Source organism: Kitasatospora sp. NPDC086801 (genome assembly GCF_044745805.1).
In the GTDB taxonomy this organism is placed as follows: domain Bacteria; phylum Actinomycetota; class Actinomycetes; order Streptomycetales; family Streptomycetaceae; genus Kitasatospora.
On the sequence record NZ_JBIVAX010000041.1, the window covers coordinates 58584 to 78516 of the forward strand.

At 73.1% G+C, this 19933-nt stretch carries 16 protein-coding genes and 1 tRNA gene; 8 read left to right on the forward strand and 9 right to left on the reverse strand.

The window, feature by feature from the left end:
• Positions 1–1293: 1293 nt before the first annotated feature.
• Positions 1294–1369: transfer RNA gene (locus ACIPLC_RS31115), tRNA-Arg, on the forward strand.
• 243 nt (positions 1370–1612) lie between these two features.
• Positions 1613–4105 carry an FtsX-like permease family protein gene (locus tag ACIPLC_RS31120; protein WP_400476376.1) on the forward strand — a complete coding sequence of 831 codons (2493 nt, stop codon included), beginning with the start codon at positions 1613–1615 and terminating at the stop codon, positions 4103–4105.
• Between the two features lie 130 nt (positions 4106–4235).
• Here the strand turns inward: ACIPLC_RS31120 and ACIPLC_RS31125 are convergent, their stop codons facing one another.
• Together ACIPLC_RS31125 and ACIPLC_RS31130 are read right to left on the reverse strand one after the other, a co-directional pair.
• A complete protein-coding gene (locus tag ACIPLC_RS31125; RefSeq protein WP_400476377.1) occupies positions 4236–5108 on the reverse strand; it encodes a carbon-nitrogen hydrolase family protein in 873 nt (290 codons plus the stop codon).
• A gap of 88 nt (positions 5109–5196) precedes the next feature.
• The gene (locus ACIPLC_RS31130; protein WP_400476378.1) at positions 5197–6009 is read right to left on the reverse strand and encodes a phosphatase PAP2 family protein; all 813 of its coding nucleotides are present in this window, start codon (positions 6007–6009) and stop codon (positions 5197–5199) included.
• Positions 6010–6435: 426 nt separating this feature from the next.
• Between ACIPLC_RS31130 and ACIPLC_RS31135 the strand changes: the two genes are divergently transcribed.
• Positions 6436–7407 (forward strand): sigma-70 family RNA polymerase sigma factor, encoded by a 972-nt coding sequence (locus ACIPLC_RS31135; RefSeq protein WP_400476379.1) that lies wholly within the window; start codon positions 6436–6438, stop codon positions 7405–7407.
• A gap of 139 nt (positions 7408–7546) precedes the next feature.
• Positions 7547–7783, forward strand: a complete 237-nt coding sequence (locus tag ACIPLC_RS31140; RefSeq protein ID WP_400476380.1) for a hypothetical protein — start codon at positions 7547–7549, stop codon at positions 7781–7783.
• A 15-nt stretch (positions 7784–7798) separates the two neighbouring features.
• Here ACIPLC_RS31140 and mscL read toward each other — a convergent pair whose 3' ends face one another.
• The 6 genes from mscL to ACIPLC_RS31170 all read right to left on the reverse strand — a co-directional run bounded on the left by mscL (position 7799) and on the right by ACIPLC_RS31170 (position 12667).
• On the reverse strand, positions 7799–8218 hold the full coding sequence (gene mscL / locus ACIPLC_RS31145; RefSeq protein ID WP_400476381.1) for a large conductance mechanosensitive channel protein MscL: 420 nt from the start codon (positions 8216–8218) through the stop codon (positions 7799–7801).
• Between the two features lie 30 nt (positions 8219–8248).
• Positions 8249–8512, reverse strand: coding sequence for a hypothetical protein (locus ACIPLC_RS31150; protein ID WP_400476382.1), 264 nt, complete (start codon positions 8510–8512; stop codon positions 8249–8251).
• Positions 8513–8618: 106 nt separating this feature from the next.
• A complete protein-coding gene (locus ACIPLC_RS31155) occupies positions 8619–8831 on the reverse strand; it encodes a hypothetical protein (RefSeq protein ID WP_400476383.1) in 213 nt (70 codons plus the stop codon).
• Positions 8832–8917: 86 nt separating this feature from the next.
• Positions 8918–9250, reverse strand: coding sequence for an FmdB family zinc ribbon protein (locus tag ACIPLC_RS31160; protein WP_400476384.1), 333 nt, complete (start codon positions 9248–9250; stop codon positions 8918–8920).
• 160 nt (positions 9251–9410) lie between these two features.
• Positions 9411–10793, reverse strand: coding sequence for an MFS transporter (locus ACIPLC_RS31165; RefSeq protein ID WP_400476385.1), 1383 nt, complete (start codon positions 10791–10793; stop codon positions 9411–9413).
• A gap of 389 nt (positions 10794–11182) precedes the next feature.
• Positions 11183–12667, reverse strand: a complete 1485-nt coding sequence (locus ACIPLC_RS31170; protein ID WP_400476386.1) for a potassium/proton antiporter — start codon at positions 12665–12667, stop codon at positions 11183–11185.
• 347 nt (positions 12668–13014) lie between these two features.
• Here ACIPLC_RS31170 and ACIPLC_RS31175 point away from each other — a divergent pair, with 347 nt between their 5' ends.
• Positions 13015–15726, forward strand: a complete 2712-nt coding sequence (locus ACIPLC_RS31175) for a penicillin acylase family protein (protein WP_400476387.1) — start codon at positions 13015–13017, stop codon at positions 15724–15726.
• A gap of 133 nt (positions 15727–15859) precedes the next feature.
• On the opposite strand, the gene ACIPLC_RS31180 is transcribed toward ACIPLC_RS31175, so the two are convergent.
• Positions 15860–16435, reverse strand: coding sequence for a 5-formyltetrahydrofolate cyclo-ligase (locus ACIPLC_RS31180; protein ID WP_400476388.1), 576 nt, complete (start codon positions 16433–16435; stop codon positions 15860–15862).
• A 140-nt stretch (positions 16436–16575) separates the two neighbouring features.
• Between ACIPLC_RS31180 and ACIPLC_RS31185 the strand changes: the two genes are divergently transcribed.
• From ACIPLC_RS31185 to glp, 3 genes are read left to right on the forward strand one after another with little or no spacing between them, the layout of a single operon-like run.
• On the forward strand, positions 16576–17487 hold the full coding sequence (locus ACIPLC_RS31185; RefSeq protein WP_400476389.1) for a GGDEF domain-containing protein: 912 nt from the start codon (positions 16576–16578) through the stop codon (positions 17485–17487).
• Between the two features lie 50 nt (positions 17488–17537).
• On the forward strand, positions 17538–18458 hold the full coding sequence (gene galU, locus ACIPLC_RS31190) for a UTP--glucose-1-phosphate uridylyltransferase GalU (protein WP_400476390.1): 921 nt from the start codon (positions 17538–17540) through the stop codon (positions 18456–18458).
• A 25-nt stretch (positions 18459–18483) separates the two neighbouring features.
• Positions 18484–19845, forward strand: coding sequence for a gephyrin-like molybdotransferase Glp (gene glp, locus ACIPLC_RS31195; RefSeq protein WP_400476391.1), 1362 nt, complete (start codon positions 18484–18486; stop codon positions 19843–19845).
• The last annotated feature ends 88 nt before the right edge of the window (positions 19846–19933 follow it).

The window sequence follows — 19933 nt, forward strand, 5'->3', positions numbered from 1 at the left end:
CGCCGGTTGGTGTCCCGATGTCGGATCGCCGCCATTTCAGGAGATGCAGGACGTCGACGAGGTGAGCCACGCCGAACGGCTGGGCGTGGGCGTGATGTCGTGCGGCTCCTGATGATGACGCCCTTGCCGGACCTGTCCGCCGCGTCCTTGCCGACGCCGGCGGAGCAGTACTGCAGGGTGCCGATGGTGCGGGCGGTCACCGCCGCTGCTGGTCATCAGGGGGTGGGAACTCCCACTCGGGCGCTCTTGGGCCGACTGGCCGTTGCTCTGTCGAGCTTGGTGATCGTGACTTCGAACAGCCGACTCGGTCGGGTGATCCTCCGGTCGGCCGGGCATGGAGGTGGGGCCTCCCACAGTGCGGTGTTACGGGGGCTGCCTTGAGTTCTCTGACAGCTTTTCAAGGCTTCGCTCGGGTGCCCCGTCTCGGTGGCTGCTCGCAGATCGGGCACTGATATTGGCCGAGTGAGCCGTGCTGTTGCCTTGTCCAAACGCCGCTTCAAGGACAGCGACCTGCGCACCGTGCCCGCGCCGGCGGCCTGGTCGTCAACAAGCAGCACAAGGGCAACGCACCCGTCTACTACGAATCCCTCGCACCCGGCCGCTGCACCCACGAACTCTGGGCCAGCCGGGGCCGCATCCACGAGAAGACCCACTACGCCGACGGCACCACCCAGCTCGTCCCCGTCCCCATCACCAAACTCGAACACCGCGGCACCCGCACCCACCGCTGGTACCACCTCCTGCGCATCCCCTGCCGCACAGGCCCCCACGAGTACCGCGTCCCCGTCGCCACCACCACCAGCACCGGCGAACGCCCACCCGGCCAGAGCGACCAGGAACGCGGCTTCCACCGCGCCGAACACCTCCAGCAGATACCCGACGCCACCCTCACCCACCAAGCCCTCTACGGGGGCCGCAACGACTCCGAATCCGGAAACGCCCAACTCGACGCATCACTCTGGAACCGCCGCCTCATCTCCTACGGCGTCTGTGCCCAACGCCTCCTCACCCTCGGCTTCGTCCTCGCCCAGAACTCCACCAGCCGAGCCCTCCACACCACCCGCAGCGGACTCCGGCTCACCACCTGACCAATCCCGGACCGGCCAGTCCCACAACCTCCACGCCCGCCAGACCCCCGATCCGGTACTCTGTGGATCGAGCGTCCAGGCGGGCGCCTCACTACCCCCACCGGGGTGTGCGCAAGGCCCCGCCGATACGACGCTCACCGCCTTGTCCGAGGTCCACGCACCCGACTCGCTCAGCGAGTTCCGTGCAAGGTTTCAGACAAGCCCCGCCTCAGTAGCTCAGGGGATAGAGCACGGCTCTCCTAAAGCCGGTGTCGCAGGTTCGAATCCTGCCTGGGGCACCAGAGACGCGTGTGTCGCCGTAGGCCCCCCGCCCACCAGGGCGGGGGGCCTACGGCGTTTCCGGGGCCGGGCCGGGTCGGGGGCGGCGTACCTCTCGGGGAGGAGGGGGCGCGGTCGGCCGTCCGTCCTCGGAGTGATCATCGAGGAGACCTCGTGCTGACGGGCCGGGGCGGGTGCGGACCCTAGGCTCGGTGAGGCCCCTGCCAGTGCGTCGTGCCTGGTCAGGGCGGACGAGCCGGGGAGCGATGACGACGTACCGATACACCGTGGCCGAGCTGCGCGGGCAACTGCGGCAGCTGCTCCTGAGCGGGGCCGCGATCGCGCTGGGGGTGGCCTTCCTGATCGCCTCGGTCAGCGGCAGCGGGGCGCTGGTGGACTCCTTCAGCCAGACCGCGGCCGCCGAGGTCGGGCCCGGCGACGTGCAGGTGACCAGGACCGCCGCCGGCGGCGGTGGGCTGGACGCCGCCGCCGAGCGGGCCCGGCGGACGGCCGGGGTGGCCGGGGTGGCGCCGCGACTGGTCGGCAAGGGATCGGTGCTGACGGCCGACGGGCGCCCGCTCGACCAGACCGCCGCGGTCAGCGCGGTCGCCGACGACCCGGCGCTGCGCTGGCAGTTGCTCACCGGCGGCCACTGGCCGGCCGGGCCCGGCGAGGTGCTGCTCGACGCCGACACCGCGCACCGGCTCGACGCCGCCCCCGGGGCCGAGGTGCGGCTGGCCCGGGCCGACGGCTCCGCCGCCACCGCCCGGCTGGCGGGCGTCCTGGACGGTCGGGGCGCGCCCAGCCTCGCCGGGCGCCCGATCGTCGGCGTCCCGGCCGGTGCGGTCGCCCAGTACGCGACCGGCGTCACCACCGCCCAGCTGGACGTCCGGGTCCGGCCGGACGCCTCGCGGGCCCGGACCGTCGAGGCGCTGCGCGCCGTCCTCGGCGACGGCGTCGAGGTGCGCACCCGGGACGCCTCCGTCACCGAGGCGACCCGGCAGAGCCGGACCCTCTACGGGGTGGTGCTGATCGCCGCGCTCTCCTTCGTGCTGATCGCGCTCGCGGTGGCGCGGATGGTGGTCGGCAACACCTTCACGGTGGTGCTGGCCCAGCGGACCCGCCAACTCGCCCTGCTGCGCTGCGTGGGCGCCGACCGGCGGCAGCTGCGCCGGCTGATCCGCCGCCAGGGGCTGCTGCTCGGGACGGGAGCCTCGGCGGCGGGCGTGCTGCTGGGGGTCGGCCTGTGCGCGGCGGGGACGGTGGTCGTCGGCACGCTCGACCTCGGCCCGGTGCACCTCTCGCTGGCGCCGGCCCCGCTGACCTGCGCGCTGGCCGGGCTGTTCGGCGTGCTGCTCACCCTGCTGGCCGTCCGCGGCCCGGCGAAGGCCGCGGCGGCGGTGCCGCCGGTGGCCGCGCTCGGCGGCACGCACGGGCCGGTCGGCGGGGCGGCCAAGGCCCGGGCGGCGGTGTGGACGGCGGTGCTGCTGTGCGCGGGGACGGCGCTGCTGGTGGCCGGCGCGGTGGCCCCGCCGCCGCTGTCGCTGCTCGCGGTCACCGTCGGCGCGATCGTCAGCTTCTTCGGCGTGCTGCGGCTCGCCGACCGGCTGCTGCCCGCCGTCGTCGGCGTGCTGGGCGGCCCGGCCCGGCGGCTCGGTGGGACGGCCGGGCGGCTCGCCACCCAGCAGCTGCGGCTCAACCCGGGCCGCACCGGGGCGACCGGCTCGGCGCTGCTGCTCGGCGTGACCGTGATGGTCGGCGCGGTCACCGCGCTGGAGATCACCTCCAACTCCCTGGTGCCGGCGGTGTCCGCGCGCCAGCCCGGGGTCTTCTCGGCGGTCGTCACCGGGGGCGGCGCGCTGCCCGCCGGGGCGGTCACCGCGCTCGGTGCGCAGCGCGGGCTCGCCGTCACGCCGGTCCGCTCGGCCACCGTCGAACTCGACGGCCGGCCCACCCTGGTCGCGGCCGCCGACCTGGCCCGGCTCAACCCCTCGGCGGACGGCGTCGACCAGGCCGGGGCGCTCGCCGACGGCGCCGCGCTGAGCGGTCTCGGCGGCGGGGTGCGCCGGGTCGGGGGCCCGGCGGGCGGGCCCGGCACCGACCTGCGGGTCGAACCCGGACGCAGCAGCCTGCCGCTCACCCTGCAGACCGGTGCGACGCTGCTGGTGACCCCCGCGACCCTGGACCGGCTCGCCCCCGGCGCGGCCGTCACCACGGTCTGGATCAGCCCGGGCGCGGGCGAGGACCGGTCGACCGCCCGCCGGGCGCTGGACCGGGCGCTCGCCGACCACCCGGAGGTGGCCGTCACCGACACCGGCGCGCAGGCGGAGACGCTGCGGTTGCTGCTGGACCGGATGACGACCGTCAGCATGGCCCTGCTGTCCTTCTCGGTCGCCATCGCCGGGCTCGGCGTCGCGGCCACCCTGATGCTCAGCGTCAGCGAACGCGCCCGCGAGATCGGCGTGCTGCGCGCCATCGGGATGTCCCGGCGGCAGCTGCGCCGGATGCTCACCCTGGAGGCGGTGCTGCTGTCGCTGGCCGGGGCGTTGGTCGGCACCGGACTGGGCGTCGGCTACGGCTGGGCGGCCGCGCGTTCGCTCACCTCCACGGTGGGGACGGTCGGCGGCCCGCCGGTGGTGCTGGTGCTGGCCGCGCTCGGGCTGACCGTCCTGACCGTCCTGACCGGGCTCGCCGCCGCCGTCCTGCCAGCCCGTCGGGTCGGCCGGATGACCGTGGTGGACGCGATGCGGACCGCCTGACCGGCCAGCGCACCCGGCTCGGAGCGGCCGGGCCACCCCGCCTGCCCGGAGCGGCCGGGCACGGAGGTCGACCGGCTCAGGCCAGGGTGAAGAGGGCGCGCGGGGCGGCCGGGCACGGAGGTCGACCGGCTCAGGCCAGGGTGAAGAGGGCGCGCGGGGCGGCCGGGCGGGCGCCGGCGGCGGCCAGGTCGGCGAGCATGGTCTCGCTCTCCCGGGCGGCGCGCAGGACGGCCGGGTCGAGGTCGACGACCACCAGTTCGCGCCGGTCCTCGCTCGCCTCGGCGAGCAGTCGGCCGTCCGGGGCCCACACCGCGCTGCCACCGCAGGTGTGCCAACCGCCGGTGTGGCCGATGTGGTTGGCGAGCACCGTGTAGAGGGTGTTGTCGAGCGCGCGGGCGGGGAACCAGGTGCGGGACTCGTGGCGGCCGTGGCCGACGCTGAACAGCGCGCCGACCAGGTAGGCGTGGCAGCCGTCGAGTGCGGCGGCGCGGGCGTGCTCGGGGAAGCCCGAGTCGTAGCAGACGCCGAGGCCGAGCCGCCAGCCGTCCAGCTCCAGGGTGCAACCGGCCGCCCCGGGGCGGTAGTAGTCGCGTTCGGTCCTGAACAGGTGCTGCTTGTCGTAGCGGGTGCCGAGGCCGCCGTCCGGGCCGAGGACGAGGGCGGAGACGCGCAGGTCGTCGCCGACCTGTGCGGCGGCGCCGACGATCGCGGCGGTGCCGGTCTCGCGGCAGGCCTCGGCGATCGGCGCGAGGCGCGGATCGCCGGGCTGGACGGCGTACTTGAGCGGGTCGGTGCGGATCAGCTCGGGCTCGTAGCCGGAGAGGAACTTCTCGGCGAACAGCACCAGGCGGGCGCCGGCCGCGGCGGCCTCGCGGATCAACTCGGCGGCCTGGGCGGCGTTGGCGGGTACGTCGCCGGCCACGGCCTGGGCCTGGACGGCGGCGATCCGCAGCGGGCGTTCGGGGTGCCGGGCAGCGGCGGCGGGAACCGGCGTGGGAGGCATGGCCGTCACGCTAGCGGACGGCTCCGGACGGCTCCGGACGGCTCCGGGCGGCGGCCGCACGCGGATCGGGCGGCCCCGGTGGACGGCCTCAGTGGACGGCCTCGTCCGGGTGGTCGGTGGCGGCGTCGCCCAGCGGGTCGGTGCCGCGCGGCGACCGGACCGACGGCACGGTGATCCGCTGGACCCTCGGCCGGGTACGCCAGTTGACCCGCCGTACGTCGCGGGCGAGCGCGCCCGGTCGCCAGAGTTCGACGACGGCCGTCACGGCGCCCAGCACGAATCCGGCGGCCAGCCAGCCGGCGACCACGTCGCTCGGCCAGTGGACCCCGAGGGCGATCCGGGTCCATCCGATGGTCAGCACCGTCGCCGCCGCCACCGCGCAGGCGGCGATCCGCCCGCGTCGGCGGACCCGGTACCAGACCAGGCCGACCAGCACCGCGCAGGTGATCGCCGAGGCCATGGCGTGCCCGGACGGGAAGGCCGGGCCGCCGGCGTGCGAGACCGGGTCGGTGAAGGAGGGCCGTTGGCGGTCGACGGCCAGCTTCAGCGCCCACTGGCCGCCCCAGCCGACCAGGGTCTGGGCGGCCACCCAGCCGGCCAGGACCCGGGCGCCGATCAGCCAGAGCCAGACGGCCGCGATGCCGAGCAGGGTGCGCATCGTGACCGTGCCGCCGATGTCGGAGAGCGTCTGCACCGAGGCGGTCCAGATCCGGTGCCGCCGGGCGAAGGTGTGCAGTTCGCCGATCCAGCTCTGGTCGAGCTGTTCCAGCGGGCGCCAGTGCCGGGTCACCAGGGTGGCCAGGAGGCCGAACAGCGCGGCGCAGACCACCGCGAGCGCCGAATCCCGCAAGAGGCGGCGGTGACGCGCAGTGACAGCGGTCGAGCTGTTGGTCAGGTGCATGGCTGACACCTTCCCAGTGTCCCGGGCCGATCGGGACCACGGGTGATAGCGATTCGGCATCGTTTGTGGGGAGAACCTGCGTGCGCCGGGGTGTGGGCACCGGCGGGAGCCGGGGGCGCACGGGAACGCGCGCGCCCGCTCCCGGGTTTCACCCTGTACGGCGGCGTGCGCGGGTGCGACGAGTGACGGAATCGCTCCGAAACGGTCGCGGCATCGGCACCGGAGGTGCTCGACCGGTCACCCAGTGTCCATGACCGGGGTGAAAACCGGCAGGATACTGCATCGCGGGGAAGAATCTGAGTGACTTGGGAATGTTGTCCGGATTCTGGTCGTTGGATCGTTACGTGTGAGCCCCGCAGGGCCCGCACTTCTTGCCCTCTCGGGGCAGGCAGGCAGACCTCGGCAATTCCAGCAAAGGGAGCAAGCATGGCCACCCGTGCCGTCGTTCGCGACAGGGCCGACCGGACTCGCGCGGCCCGCCCGACCAACCTTGAGGCCGACCGCGACCTGGTCGGCATGTACCTCGACGAAATCGCCAGGACACCCCTGCTCGATGCCGCCGAGGAGGTCGAGCTCTCGCTGCGGATCGAGGCCGGCGTGTACGCCCAGCACCTGCTGGGGGAGGGCGAGTTCCCCGACGGCGTCAAGCGCGAGGAACTGGAGGCGATAGCCGAGGACGCCGAGCGCGCCAAGGACGTCTTCATCCGCTCCAACCTCCGGCTCGTGGTGGCGGTCGCCCGCCGGTACCCGCGCAGCGGCCTTCCGCTGCTGGACCTCATCCAGGAGGGCAACGCCGGCCTGGTGCGCGCCGTCGAGAAGTTCGACTACGCCAAGGGTTTCAAGTTCTCCACCTATGCCACCTGGTGGATCCGGCAGGCGATCACCCGGTCGATCGCCGACCAGTCCCGCACCATCCGGCTGCCCGTGCACCTGGTCGAGGAGCTGGGGCGGATCCGGCGGGTGCAGCGGGAGAAGTCCAAGGAACTGGGCCGCGAGGCCGAGCCGGCCGAGATCGCGGCCGAGCTGGACACCACCGAGGCCCGGATCAAGGACGTGCTGGACTGGGCCCGCGACCCGGTCAGCCTCAACATGGCGGTCGACGATGAGGGCGAGACCCAGTTCGGCGACCTGGTCGAGGACACCGGGGCGACGTCCCCCGAGGACGCCGTGATGGTCATGCTCCGCCGCGAGGAGCTGGACGGCCTGATCGGGCGGCTGGACGACCGCACGGCCTCGATCATCCGCTCCCGCTACGGGATGGAGGACGGCCGCGAGCGCACCCTCACCGAGGTGGGCAAGCAGCACGGCCTCACCCGCGAGCGGATCCGCCAGATCGAGAAGCACGCGCTGGCCGAGCTGAAGAAGATCGCCGACCACGCGGGCTTCGAGGCCGCCTGAGAACCCGAGAAGCTGCCTGCGGCCCCCATCCACCACGGGCCCTGGTGCGGAGCCCTCCGCACCAGGGCCCGTGGTGTGCCACGGGGCTCTTAGGCTGGAGGGACAGGACGATCCGGACGGCAGTCGACGGGAAGCGGAAGTGAGCAGGGTGAGCGAGCAGGGGCAGGAACGGGAGCAGCAGGAGCAGGGGGCACAGCAGGAACGGGAGGGGCGGCCGGCGGCGCCGAAGGCCCGGCTGGTCTTCCGGGACCCACTGGACCAGCAGTCCCGGGACGACACCGACACCGGCTGGGGCGAGCGCCCCGGGGCGGGGGAGAGCGGTGGGCGGGGGCTGGACTGGTACCTGAGCCAGCGCCCGCCGCACCACGGGGACTGATGGAAGCGAGCGTGCTCAGCGCTGCGGGGTGACCAGCGCGTCGCGGATCTCGGTGAGCAGTTGGACCTCCTTGGCCTCGGCCTCCGCCGCCGCCTCGACGGGGCTCTTCCGCCTGGCGGCCAGCCTGTTCATGGGCACGATCAGGACGAAGTAGACGACGGCTGCGGTGATCAGGAACTGCAGTACGGCGCTGAGCACCGATCCCCACAGGATGAGGATCCCGGACGTGACCTCGCCGGTGGCGTTCAGCTCGCAGGGCCCCTTGAGGCAGGAACTGTAGGACGCCAGGTCCTTCGTTCCGAAGACGCCGACGATCGGATTGATCACACCCTTGACGAAGGCGTTGACGATGTTGGTGAAGGCCGCGCCGATGACGACGGCGACGGCGAGTTCGACGACGTTCCCACGCAGCAGGAATTCCTTGAAGCCTTTCATGCCGCCGTGAACGACGAAGTCGTTGCCCGGTTACGGGTGATCTTCGATTGCCCCGGACTGACAACCCGTCCGGCCCACCGGGCCGCCCGGGGGCGGCGGCAGTCCGGCCCGCGCGGGCCCGACCGCGAGTGCCGCGGCCACCGCGAGCAGCACCAGCGCGGGCACCCCGGCCCGCCGCCGTACGGCGTGCCGCCAGCGCCGCCACCCGCCGGCCCCGCGCCGGATCGGCGGGAAGCGCGGTACCTCCCGCCGGGGTGGCACGGTGGGTGCGGGCAGCGGGACGGAGAGGCTCATGGTCGTCATGGTCACCACCGGGGGTCGTAGGGGACCGCCCCTTCTGCGGGCCGGTCGTTCTCTGGCGACCCCCACGATGTGCGCCGCGCGCCGCTGCGGAAAGCCCTTATCCGCAGCCTGTGGACAACTCGGCCCTGTGGATGACTTCGTACACCCGCACGAGTGCATCCGGCCCGCCCGGGATGACGAACCGGATGACGAACGGAATCACGAACGGAATCACGAACGGGATCACGAACGGGATCACGCACGGAATCACGCACGGAATCACGAACGGAATCACGCACGGAATCACGAACGGAATCACGAACCGGATCACGAACGGAATGACGGAAAGGCCCGCCGCCCCGCGAAGAACGCGGGGCCGACGGGCCTTTCCGATGCGCTGTGCGTCCGGCGCCGAGGTCAGCTCGCGGCCGGAGCCGGGCTGGAGGAGCCGGAAGAGCTCGAAGAGCCGGAGGACGAGGACGCCGAGGACGCCGAGGACGACGCCGGGGTCGAGCCGGACGACGACGCCGAGGAGCCGCCGGAGGCGCTGGCGCCCACCGTGCTGCTGGAGGACGAGCGGCTGTCGGTGCGGTAGAAGCCCGAGCCCTTGAACACGACGCCCACGGCCGAGAAGACCTTGCGGAGCCGTCCCTGGCAGTCGGGGCACGTGGTCAGCGCCTCGTCGGTGAACTTCTGCACCGCCTCCAGGCCGTTGCCGCACTCGGTGCACTGGTACTGGTACGTGGGCACTTGTCTTCCTCCTGGCACTCTCGCCTGATGAGTGCTAACGATGGTCAATGATGCGGCATTCCGCTGGATCAGTCCAGCGACTCCGATGTGAGATGAGCCGTGGTCGAGCCGCGCACGCTCCGCCACCGCGGCTTCGCACCGTGCACCACCGCGTGACCGCTCAGCCCTTGGCCGCGCCCACCAGCTGTGTCGCGGCGCCGCGTTCCGGTGCGGCCGCGACCACCGGGCCCGCCCCGCCCGGCGCGGTCAGCAGGTGCCGCAGCGACACCAGCGCGACCAGGCCCAGGCCGGCGCCGGCCACCGGCACCAGGAAGCCGGTGGACGGCCCGTGGCCGTCGATCAGCCGCCCGGCCGCCATCGAGCCGATCGCCAGGCCGAGGCCGATGGCGCCGGTCAGCCAGGTGAACGCCTCGGTCTTGGCACCGTCCGCGACGAGGGTCTCGACCAGGGTGTAGCCGCTGATCAGGGTCGGCGCGATGGCCAGGCCGCAGACCAGTCCGGCGACGGAGAGCGCGACCAGGTTGGGCATCGCCCAGAGCGTGGAGCAGCCCAGCACCAGCAGGGCGTAGCTCATGATCATCCGCTGCTGCACGGCCCGCCGCCAGGCGATCACGCCGTACAGCACGCCGGCCACCATCGAGCCGCCGGCGAAGATCCCGTACACGGTGCCGGCGGCGCCGTGCTGCCCGACCGAGTCGGCGAAGGCGTTCACCGAGACCTGCATGCCGCCGAACACGGTGCCCACTCCGAGGAAGGCCCCGGCCAGCAGTCGGACGCCGGGGGAGGCGAGCGCGGAGGCGCGTCGCACGCCGGGCTGGGGCAGGATCCGGGCGGGCGCGGTGCGCCGCTGGGCGGCGAAGGCCAGGCCGCCGACGAAGGTCAGCGTGGCCTCGGCGACCAGTCCGGCCGAGGGGCTGACCGAGGTGGCGACGGCGGCGGCCAGGATCGGGCCGATCACGAAGGTGAACTCGTCCGTCACGGACTCGAAGGCGAAGGCGGTGCTCACCCTGGCCGCGGACGAGGCGGACGCGCCGTCCGCGGTGAACTTGGCGACCCAGCGGGACCGGACCATGGCGCCGATCTGCGGAACGCTCGCGCCGGCCGGGGCGGCGGCCAGGAACAGGCTCCAGGCCGGTGCGTGGCCGAGCGCCAGCGCGATCAGCGCGCCGACCGAGGCCGCGTGCACCACGACGGTCGGGACGAGGACGGCGGTCTGGCCGTACCGGTCGGCGAGCCGGCCGGTCTGCGGGCCGATCAGGGCCTGGGCGACGGCGGCGACGGCCGCGACCGTGCTCGCGGTGCCGTACGAGCCGTGGGTGTCCTTGACGAGCAGCAGGATGCCCATGCTGAGCATCGCGTACGGCAGCCGCGCGAGGAGCGCCGGGGCCAGGAACGTCCAGGCGCCGGGCGTGCGCAGCAGCGTGCCGTACCCGACCCGCACGGGAGCGGGGGCGTCGGTGGTGCCGGTGGCGGGGGTGGCGTTCGCGGTGTCACGCGGGGTCGCGGTGTCCGCGGGGTTGTCGACCGTTCGGCGGGCCGTCACGGTCGGTCCTTCCTGCTGCCTGGTAGCGCGGCAGGGCATGGGATGGCCCCGACGGCGCCGAGAGTCGTCCTCTCGCGCGTCGACCGGGGTAGATACCGGGCCGGCCCGGCGTGGTGGCCGAGGTCCGGACCGCGGCCGCCGAACGGTCGCGCCAACTCTGCGTCAGGCAGATGCAGATGCTGGGTGTGATCTGACCATCATACATATACGCGCGTAGATGTCGCGTGCATCCCCAGACTACAAGGCACGTCCAAAGTTGTCCTGCCAATCGAAGGTGAACAGCGGGTGAGGCCTTCCGGTCCACCACCCGCCGCCCACCCTGCCGGGTCGCTGCCCGACGCCGGGGAGCTCGCCGCCCGACGGTGGGGCTCACCGTCCGACGGTACGACTCACCGCCCGTGCAGCCACCCCGCGAGCTTGCCGCCCTTGTCCACGGCCCGCAGCCGCCGTTCGGCCGCCTCGCCGACCTCGTCCGTGGTGACCACCAGCAGCTCGTCCCCGCCGCGCAGCACCGTCGCCTTGTCCGGCACGAAGGAGTTGCCCTCCCGCACCACCAGGGTGACGGCGGCCCCCTTGGGCAGCCGCAGCTCGCTGACCTCCACGCCGGACATCCGGGAGCCGGGGGAGAGCGCGACCGACAGCAGGTGCCCGTGCAGCTTCTCCAGCGGGGCGGACTCGATGTCCAGGTCCTGGCCCATCGAGCCCTCGCCGATCCGCAGCTGCTTGGCCACCCAGGGCAGGGTCGGGCCCTGGAGCAGGGTGAAGACGACGACCAGGATGAAGACGATGTTGAAGACGTCCTGGGCCTTCGGCGCGCCCGACACCAGCGGGATGGTGGCCAGCACGATGGGCACCGCCCCGCGCAGCCCGGCCCAGCTGAGCAGCGCCTGCTCCCGGCCCGGCACCTTGAACGGGGTCAGCGTGAGCACCACGGACAGCGGCCGGGCCAGGAAGACCAGCACGCCGCCGATCACCAGCGCGGGGAGCACCGCGTCGCCCATGGTCGCGGGCGTGCAGAGCAGTCCGAGCAGCACGAACATGCCGATCTGCCCGATCCACGCCAGTCCGTCGGCGAAGCCCCGGACGGCCGGACCGTGCGGCAGTTTGGCGTTGCCGAGGATCACCGCGCTGATGTAGACGGCGAGGAAGCCGGAGCCGTGCAGCAGCGCGCCGCCCGCGTAGGCGAGCACGGTCAGCGCCATCACCGCGATCGGGTACAGGCCGGAGGAGGGCAGCGCGACGTGCTTGATCCCGAACGCGCCGAGCTTGCCGACCGCGAAGCCGACCGCCGCGCCGATCGCCAGCTCGGCGATGATCGTGCCGATCAGGACGTACCAGGAGTCCAGCTCGCCGGTGGTGGCGAAGGCGACGACCAGGATGACCACGGGTGCGTCGTTGAAGCCGGACTCGGCCTCCAGCAGCCCGGTGAGCCGGTGCGGCAGCGGGACCATGCGCAGGACGGAGAAGACGGCGGCGGCGTCGGTGGAGGAGACGATCGCGCCGAGCAGCATCGAGGTCCGCCAGTCCAGGCCGACCAGCCAGTGCGCGCCGGCCGCGGTGACGAACACGCTGACCCCGACGCCGACGGTGGCGAGCACGGTTGCGGCCGGCATCACCGGTCTGACCTCGCGCCAGCTGGTCTTGAGGCCGCCCTCGGCGAGGATCACCACGAGCGCCGCGTAGCCGAGCACCTGGGTCAGCTCGGCGTTGTTGAAGGCGACGCCGATGCCGTTCTGGCCCAGTGCGACGCCGATCCCGAGGTAGATCAGCAGGCTTGGTAGCCCTGACCGGGTGGAGATCCGCACGGCGACCACCGCGACCAGCAGGATCACGGAGAACTCGAGGAGGAGCTGGTTCAGGTGGTCGATGTTCACGCAGTGGCACCTCGTGCAGGCAGGGGCGGGCGGGGTGTCTGGTGGTGCTGGGTGTCTGGTGGTGCTGGGTGTCTGGATCGGTGTTGGAGGGCGTGACCCGTTAAGAAAGCGTCAATGCTCCCCTTGCGGATCGTTACTCAGTCTAACATTTTGCCATATCTTTAGTTTCTTTTCCTCTTCGGGCCCCCAACCGCCGCTTCCAGGCCTCCTCTTTGACCTCCCCCGATCCCACGGTGAGCGTCCCCCGTGCACGCCGCTCGGCCGACTCGGCCTAATGTGGTGCCCTGTCACGGCCCCAGGCCCTGGACACGCCCGCCCGCCCCGAAGTCAGGACCGCAAGGACCCAGATGCCCCGCTCGAAGAAGTTCCGGCGCGCCCGTCTGATCGTGATCGTGCTGGTCGTGCTGCTGGTGGCCGGCGTCGGCTACGGCGGCTACCGCGGGGTCACCGCGGTCCGTGCGTCCTTCCCGGAGGTCGACGGCAGCGTCAAGGTGGCGGGCATGAGCGCGCCGGTCGACGTCAAGCGGGACGCCAACGGCATCCCGCAGCTCTACGCCGACACCAACGAGGACCTCTTCCGCGCCCAGGGCTACGTCCAGGCACAGGACCGCTTCTGGGAGATGGACGTCCGGCGGCACATCACCGCCGGCCGGCTGTCCGAGATGTTCGGCGACGGCCAGGTCGACACCGACGCCTTCATCCGGACCATGGGCTGGCGGCAGGTGGCGCAGAAGGAGTTCGACACCAAGCTGTCGGCCGACACCAAGAAGAACCTCCAGGCCTACGCGGACGGCGTGAACGCCTGGCTCGCGGAGCACCCCGGCGGTGAGAAGGCCTCGCTGGAGTACGCCCTGCTCGGCGCCGTCAACGGTGACTACGAGCCCGAGCAGTGGAGCCCGGTCGACTCGGTGGCCTGGCTCAAGGCGATGGCCTGGAACCTCTCCGGGAACCTCCAGGAGGAGATCGACCGCTCGCTGCTGGCCCAGGACTTCGGTCCGGACAAGATCGCCGAGCTGTACCCCGACTACCCGTACACCCGCAACGGCACGATCGTGAAGACCGGCACGGTGGCCGGCGACAACTACCGCCCCGCCGACGGCTCGCCCCCGTCGGGCGGCGGCACCGCCACCACCCAGGGCGCGGCCACCACCAAGGCGCTGCTCCAGGGCCTCACCGACCGGATCGACGGCATGCCGCAGCTGCTCGGCCGCCCCGGCCAGGGCATCGGCTCCAACTCCTGGGTCGTCGCCGGCACCCACACCACCACCGGCAAGCCGCTGCTGGCCAACGACCCGCACCTCGGCCCCGGCCTGCCCTCGGTCTGGTACCAGATGGGCCTGCACTGCCGCACCAGCTCGCCGGCCTGCCAGTACGACGTCTCCGGCTTCAGCTTCGCCGGCATGCCCGGCGTGATAATCGGCCACAACAAGGATGTCGCCTGGGGCTTCACCAACCTCGGCGCGGACGTGACCGACCTCTACCTGGAGAAGGTCACCGGCCCGGACACCTACCAGGTCGACGGCAAGGACGTGAAGTTCGACCTCCGCAAGGAGACCATCAAGGTCGCCGGCGGCGAGGACCGCACCATCACCGTCCGCACCACCCAGACCGGCGCCCCGCTCATCTCCGACCAGAGCACCGAGCAGCAGAACATCGGCAAGTACGCCCCCAACGGCAGCGCCGCCCCCGACCGCGGCACCGGCGGCTACGGCGTCGCCCTGCAGTGGACGGCGCTGAACCCCGGCAAGACCATGGACGCGGTGTTCGAGCTGGACCGGGCCCGCAACTGGGACGAGTTCCGGGCCGCCGCCAAGGACTTCGCCGTCCCCGCGCAGAACCTGGTCTACGCCGACGCCAAGCACATCGGCTACCAGGCCCCCGGCGACATCCCGATCCGCGGCAGGGGCGACGGCACCTACCCGGCCCCGGGCTGGGACTCCACGTACCAGTGGAAGGGCTCGATCCCCTTCACCGCCCTGCCGTACAGCCTGGACCCGTCCGCGGGCTACATCGTCACCGCCAACCAGGCCGTGGTGGATCCGAGCTACAAGTACCCGCTCACCAAGGACTGGGAGTACGGCACCCGGGCCAAGGAGATCACCGACCAGATCGAGGGCCTGCTCAAGAACAACGGCAAGATCTCGCCGGACGACATGCAGACCATGCAGCTGGACAACACCAGCATCATGGCCAAGACGCTCGTCCCGCTGCTGCTCAAGCAGCAGATCGACGACCCGTACGTGCGCGAGGCCCAGGACCTGCTGAAGGACTGGAACTACCACCAGGACGCCGACTCGGCCGCCGCCGCCTACTACAACGGCGTCTGGCGCCAGCTGCTCAGCCTCGCCTTCGGCCAGAAGTTCCCGGCCGACCTCCGGGCCAAGGGCAACTGCCTGCTGGTCCGCCAGCAGGACGACCCGACCAAGCCGGACAGCTCCAGCAAGATCGTCACCGAGTGCGGCACCCGCGACCCGGGCAAGGCCCAGCCGGACGGCGGCGACCGCTGGACCGAGGTGGTCCGGCAGCAGCTGGACAAGCCGGACAGCTCCTGGTGGACGTACATCGACTCCCAGCACAAGGAGCAGAAGGGCCTGGACAACCTGCTCAAGGAGGCGATGAAGGACGCCCGGCAGGACCTCACCTCGCTGCTCAGCAAGGACATCTCCACCTGGAGCTGGGGCCGCCTGCACAAGCTGACCCTGCGCGAGCAGACCCTCGGCACCGACGACTCCTCGATCGCCTCCGGTCTGGTCCACCGGCTGCTCAACCGCGGCCCGTACCGGCTCTCCGGCGGCTCGGCGGCCGTCGACGCGGCCGGCTGGAACGCGGCGGCCGGCTACCAGGTGGACTGGATCCCGTCGATGCGGATGGTGATCGACCTGAGCGACCTCGACTCCTCGCGCTGGATCAACGTCGGCGGCGCCTCCGGCCACGCCTTCCACGACAACTACAACGACCAGACCGACCTCTGGCTCAAGGGCAAGCTGCTGACCTGGGCCTACACGCCGGACGCGGTCGAGAAGGCCACCAAGCACAAGCTGGTGCTCACCAACGGCTGACCCCGCACGACCCCCGGCGGGCCCCCCCCCCCCCCCCCGCGGGGGCGCCCCCCGGCGCCCCCCCCCCCCCCCCCCCCCCCCCCCCCCCCCCCCCCCCCGGGGGGGCCCCCGCCGCCGTCTCACCCCAGCCGTCTCACCCCAGCCGCCGCAGCCCGGCCGGCGTGACCGCCAGGCCCACCGGCCGGTCGTGCGGCTCGGCCGGCACCTCCTCCAGCAGCTCGTGCTCGTACAGCAGCACCGCCAGGACCGGCCGCGCGCCCGCCCGCCCCAGCCGGGCCAGCACCCGGTCGTAACTGCCGCCGCCGCGGCCCAGCCGCAGCCCCCGCCGGTCCACCGCCAGGCCCGGCAGCAGCACCACCGAGGCCTCCGTGACGGCCTCCGGGCCGAGCCGCGGGCCGACCGGCTCCAGCAGCCCGCGCCCGGCCGGGGCCAGCCCCTGCGGGCCCTCGTAGACGGCCCAGTCCAGGTCGTTGTCGGCCAGCAGCACCGGCAGCAGCACCCGCACCCCGCGCGCCCGCAGCGCGTCCAGCAGCGGCCTGGTCCCGGGCTCGGCGCCCACCGAGACGTACGCGGCCACGGTGGTGCCCGGTGCCGCCAGCTCCCCGGCGTGCCCGGCCAGTGCGTTCGCCGCCTCCGCGCGTCCCTCGGCGGAGAGTGCGCGGCGCCGCGTCAACAGCCGTGTCCTCAGATCGCTCTTCTCGTTGTGCATCGGATCCTCCGCAACTCTGTGCCGTCGAGCCGTGCCGCACACCGGTGTCACCGACCGATGTCGTCGACCGGTGTCACCGGCTGGTGTCATCGACCGGTGTCGTTGACGCGCAGAGCCTGACACGCGAAAGGGCGCCGCGATTGTCCACCCCGCTGCTGGTCCAGGCCCTGGCCGTGCTCAGCGCCCCCGCGCTGGCCGGCGCCACCGTGCTCGGGCTGCGGCTGCGCCGGGGCGGCGCCGAAGCCGCCGCCCGGCAGGAGCGGCTGCGCGAGCGGATCGCCGAACTGGAGACCCGCTGCGCCGACCTGGAGCGCACCGCCTCCTGCGACCCGCTCACCGGCGTGTGGAACTACCGCCACCTGCAACTCACCCTGGACCGCGAGATCGAGCGCGCCCGCCGCGCCGAGCGGCCCGACCAGCCCGAAGGGCCGCGCCCGCTGGCCGTGCTGCTGCTGGAGATCACCGGCTTCGACGCGGTCGTCGCCGAGCACGGCCGCGGCCGTGCCGGCGCCGTGCTGCGCGACCTCGCCCAGCGGCTGGCGATGGAGATCCGCCGCGCCGACACCCTCGGCCGCTACAGCGGCGAGGAGTTCCTGGTGGTGCTGCCGGACACCGCCGCCGAGGGCGCCGCGCAGGTCGCCGAGCGCCTGGTCTGGTCGGTCCGCCGGCACCTGCTGCTCGACTGGTCCTCCGGCCCGCGCGAGTCCCGCCCGGCACACGGCAACGGCCTCACCGCCGCCGTCGGCGTCGCCGTGCTGCCCGAGGACGGCACCCACGCCGCCGTGCTGCTGCGCGCCGCCGACCGCGCGCTCGCCGAGGCCAGGGCGGCCGGCGGTGACTGCTGGAGGGTCCGCCCGGGCCCCGGCGACCGGTCGGCGGCGCAGCTGACCGCCCCGCCCGCCACCGGTGCGCAGCACAACGCGACTGCCGAGCGTGACCGTTCGGAAAAGCCGGGTAGTCTGTCGCCCTGTGCCGGCGGGGACCCCCTCGCCCAGCCGGTCGATTCCCATACGCCTGCCGCCGTGGCCGGGCCCCGCGACGTGCTGTCCTAGCCGTCGACCGCGCTCGGCCGGGCGAAAACGTGCCTGAGTAAGGTAAACGCATGACGACGACCAACTCCCGAATCCCGGTAACCAAGGCCGTGGTACCCGCGGCCGGACTGGGCACCCGCTTCCTCCCGGCAACCAAGGCCACTCCGAAGGAGATGCTGCCCGTCGTCGACAAGCCGGCCATCCAGTACGTCGTCGAGGAGGCCTCCTCCGCGGGGCTGTCCGACATACTGATGGTCACCGGCCGTAACAAGCGGGCCCTGGAGGACCACTTCGACCGCGCCTACGAGCTGGAGGAGCTGCTCGCCCGCAAGGGCGACGAGGACCGTCTGCGCCGGGTCCGCGAATCCGTCGACCTGGCCAACATGCACTACGTCCGCCAGGGCGACCCGAAGGGCCTCGGCCACGCCGTCTCGGTCGCCGAGCAGCACGTGGCCGGCCAGCCCTTCGCCGTCCTCCTCGGCGACGACCTGATCGACCCGCGCGACCCGCTGCTCGCCCGCATGATCGAGGTCCAGCAGGAGCTCGGCGGCTCGGTCGTCGCCCTCATGGAGGTCGACCCCTCCCAGATCCACCTCTACGGCTGCGCCGCCGTCAAGGCGAACGGCTTCGGCGAGGACGTCTTCCAGGTGACCGACCTGGTCGAGAAGCCCGAGACGCACGAGGCCCCGTCGAACTACGCCGTCATCGGCCGCTACGTCCTCGACCCGCTGGTCTTTGACGTGCTGCGGGAGACCCCGCCCGGCCGCGGCGGCGAGATCCAGCTCACCGACGCCCTGCGCGAGCTGACCACCCGCGAGCCGGAGGCCGGCGGCCAGGTCCACGGCGTGCTCTTCAAGGGCCGCCGCTACGACACCGGCGACCGCGCGGACTACCTGCGCGCTATCGTCCGACTGGCCTCCGAGCGCGAGGACCTGGGCCCGGAGTTCCGCTCCTGGCTGCGGGAGTTCGTCGCCTCCGAGCTGCAGGACTGACACGACGACAGAGAGCGAGCCGCCGATGACCGGGTCCACCCAACACACCACCGGATCCGCCGCAGCCTGCTGCGACGGAACCACGGACCCGGCACCGGCGGCCCCCCGCCTCTGGACCGTGGACGAGCACCTCGCCGACGTCCTGGCCGCGGTCGGCCCGCTGCCCGCCATCGAGCTGCAACTGCTCGACGCCCAGGGCTGCCGGCTCGACGAGGACATCCTCGCCGACGGCGACCTGCCGTCCTTCGACAACAGCTCGATGGACGGCTACGCCGTGCGCACCGCGGACACCGCCGGCGCCACCGACCTGTACCCCTCGGTGCTCGCGGTCGTCGGCGACATCGCCGCCGGCGCGGGCGAACTGCCCCGGGTCGGGCCCGGCCAGGCCGCCCGGATCATGACCGGCGCCCCCGTCCCACCCGGCGCCCAGGCCGTCGCCCCGGTCGAATGGACCGACGGCGGCACCGGCACCGGCGCGCCCGCCGAGGCGATGACCGCGCCCGCCGACGCGATGACCGCGCCCGTCGGGGACGAGGAGGTCCGCGTCCTGCGCCCGGTCGCCGAGGGCGCCCACATCCGCCGCCGCGGCAGCGACGTCGCGGCCGGCTCCCAGGTCCTGGAGGCCGGCACCCGGCTCGGCCCCACCCAGCTCGGCCTGCTCGCCGCGATCGGCCGCGCCACCGTCAAGGTCCGCCCGCGCCCCCGGGTCGTGGTGCTGTCCACCGGTAGTGAGCTGGTCCAGCCCGGAGAGCCGGTCGGCCCCGGGCAGATCTCCGATTCCAACAGCTTCACCCTCACCGCGGCCGCCCAGGACGCCGGCGCCATCGCCTACCGGGTCGGCGCCGTCCCGGACCAGGCCGACCAACTGCGCGCCGTCCTGGAGGACCAACTCGGCCGGGCCGACCTGATCGTCACCAGCGGCGGGGTCAGCGTCGGCGCGTACGACGTGGTCAAGGAGGTCTTCGAGTCCTACGGAAGCGTCGACTTCCGCCGGCTGCGGATGCAGCCCGGCAAGCCGCAGGGTTTCGGCCGGATCGGCGGCACGGCCGGTGTCCCGCTGCTCGCCCTGCCTGGCAACCCGGTCAGCGCCTACATCTCCTTCGAGCTGTTCGTCCGCCCGGTCATCCGCACCATGCTCGGCGCCGCCGACGTCCACCGCCCGGTGGTCCGCGCGCTCTGCCCGGCGGCGCTGCGCTCCCCGGCCGGCCGCCGGCAGTTCCTGCGCGGCCGCTACTCGGCGGCGGACGGCACCGTCGAGCCGGTGGGCGGCGCCGAGTCGCACCTGGTCGGCGCCCTGGCCCGGGCGAACTGCCTGATCACCGTCCCCGAGGCCGTCACCGCCCTGCCCGCCGGCAGCGAGGTCGACGTGGTCCTGCTGGAGCACTAGTAGTGCTTGGTCAGGTCCGTGTGGGTATGCGGATGTCGCGATGGCAGGTGGGGCAGGCGCCGGCCCAGGTGGCGAGGAGTAACTGCAG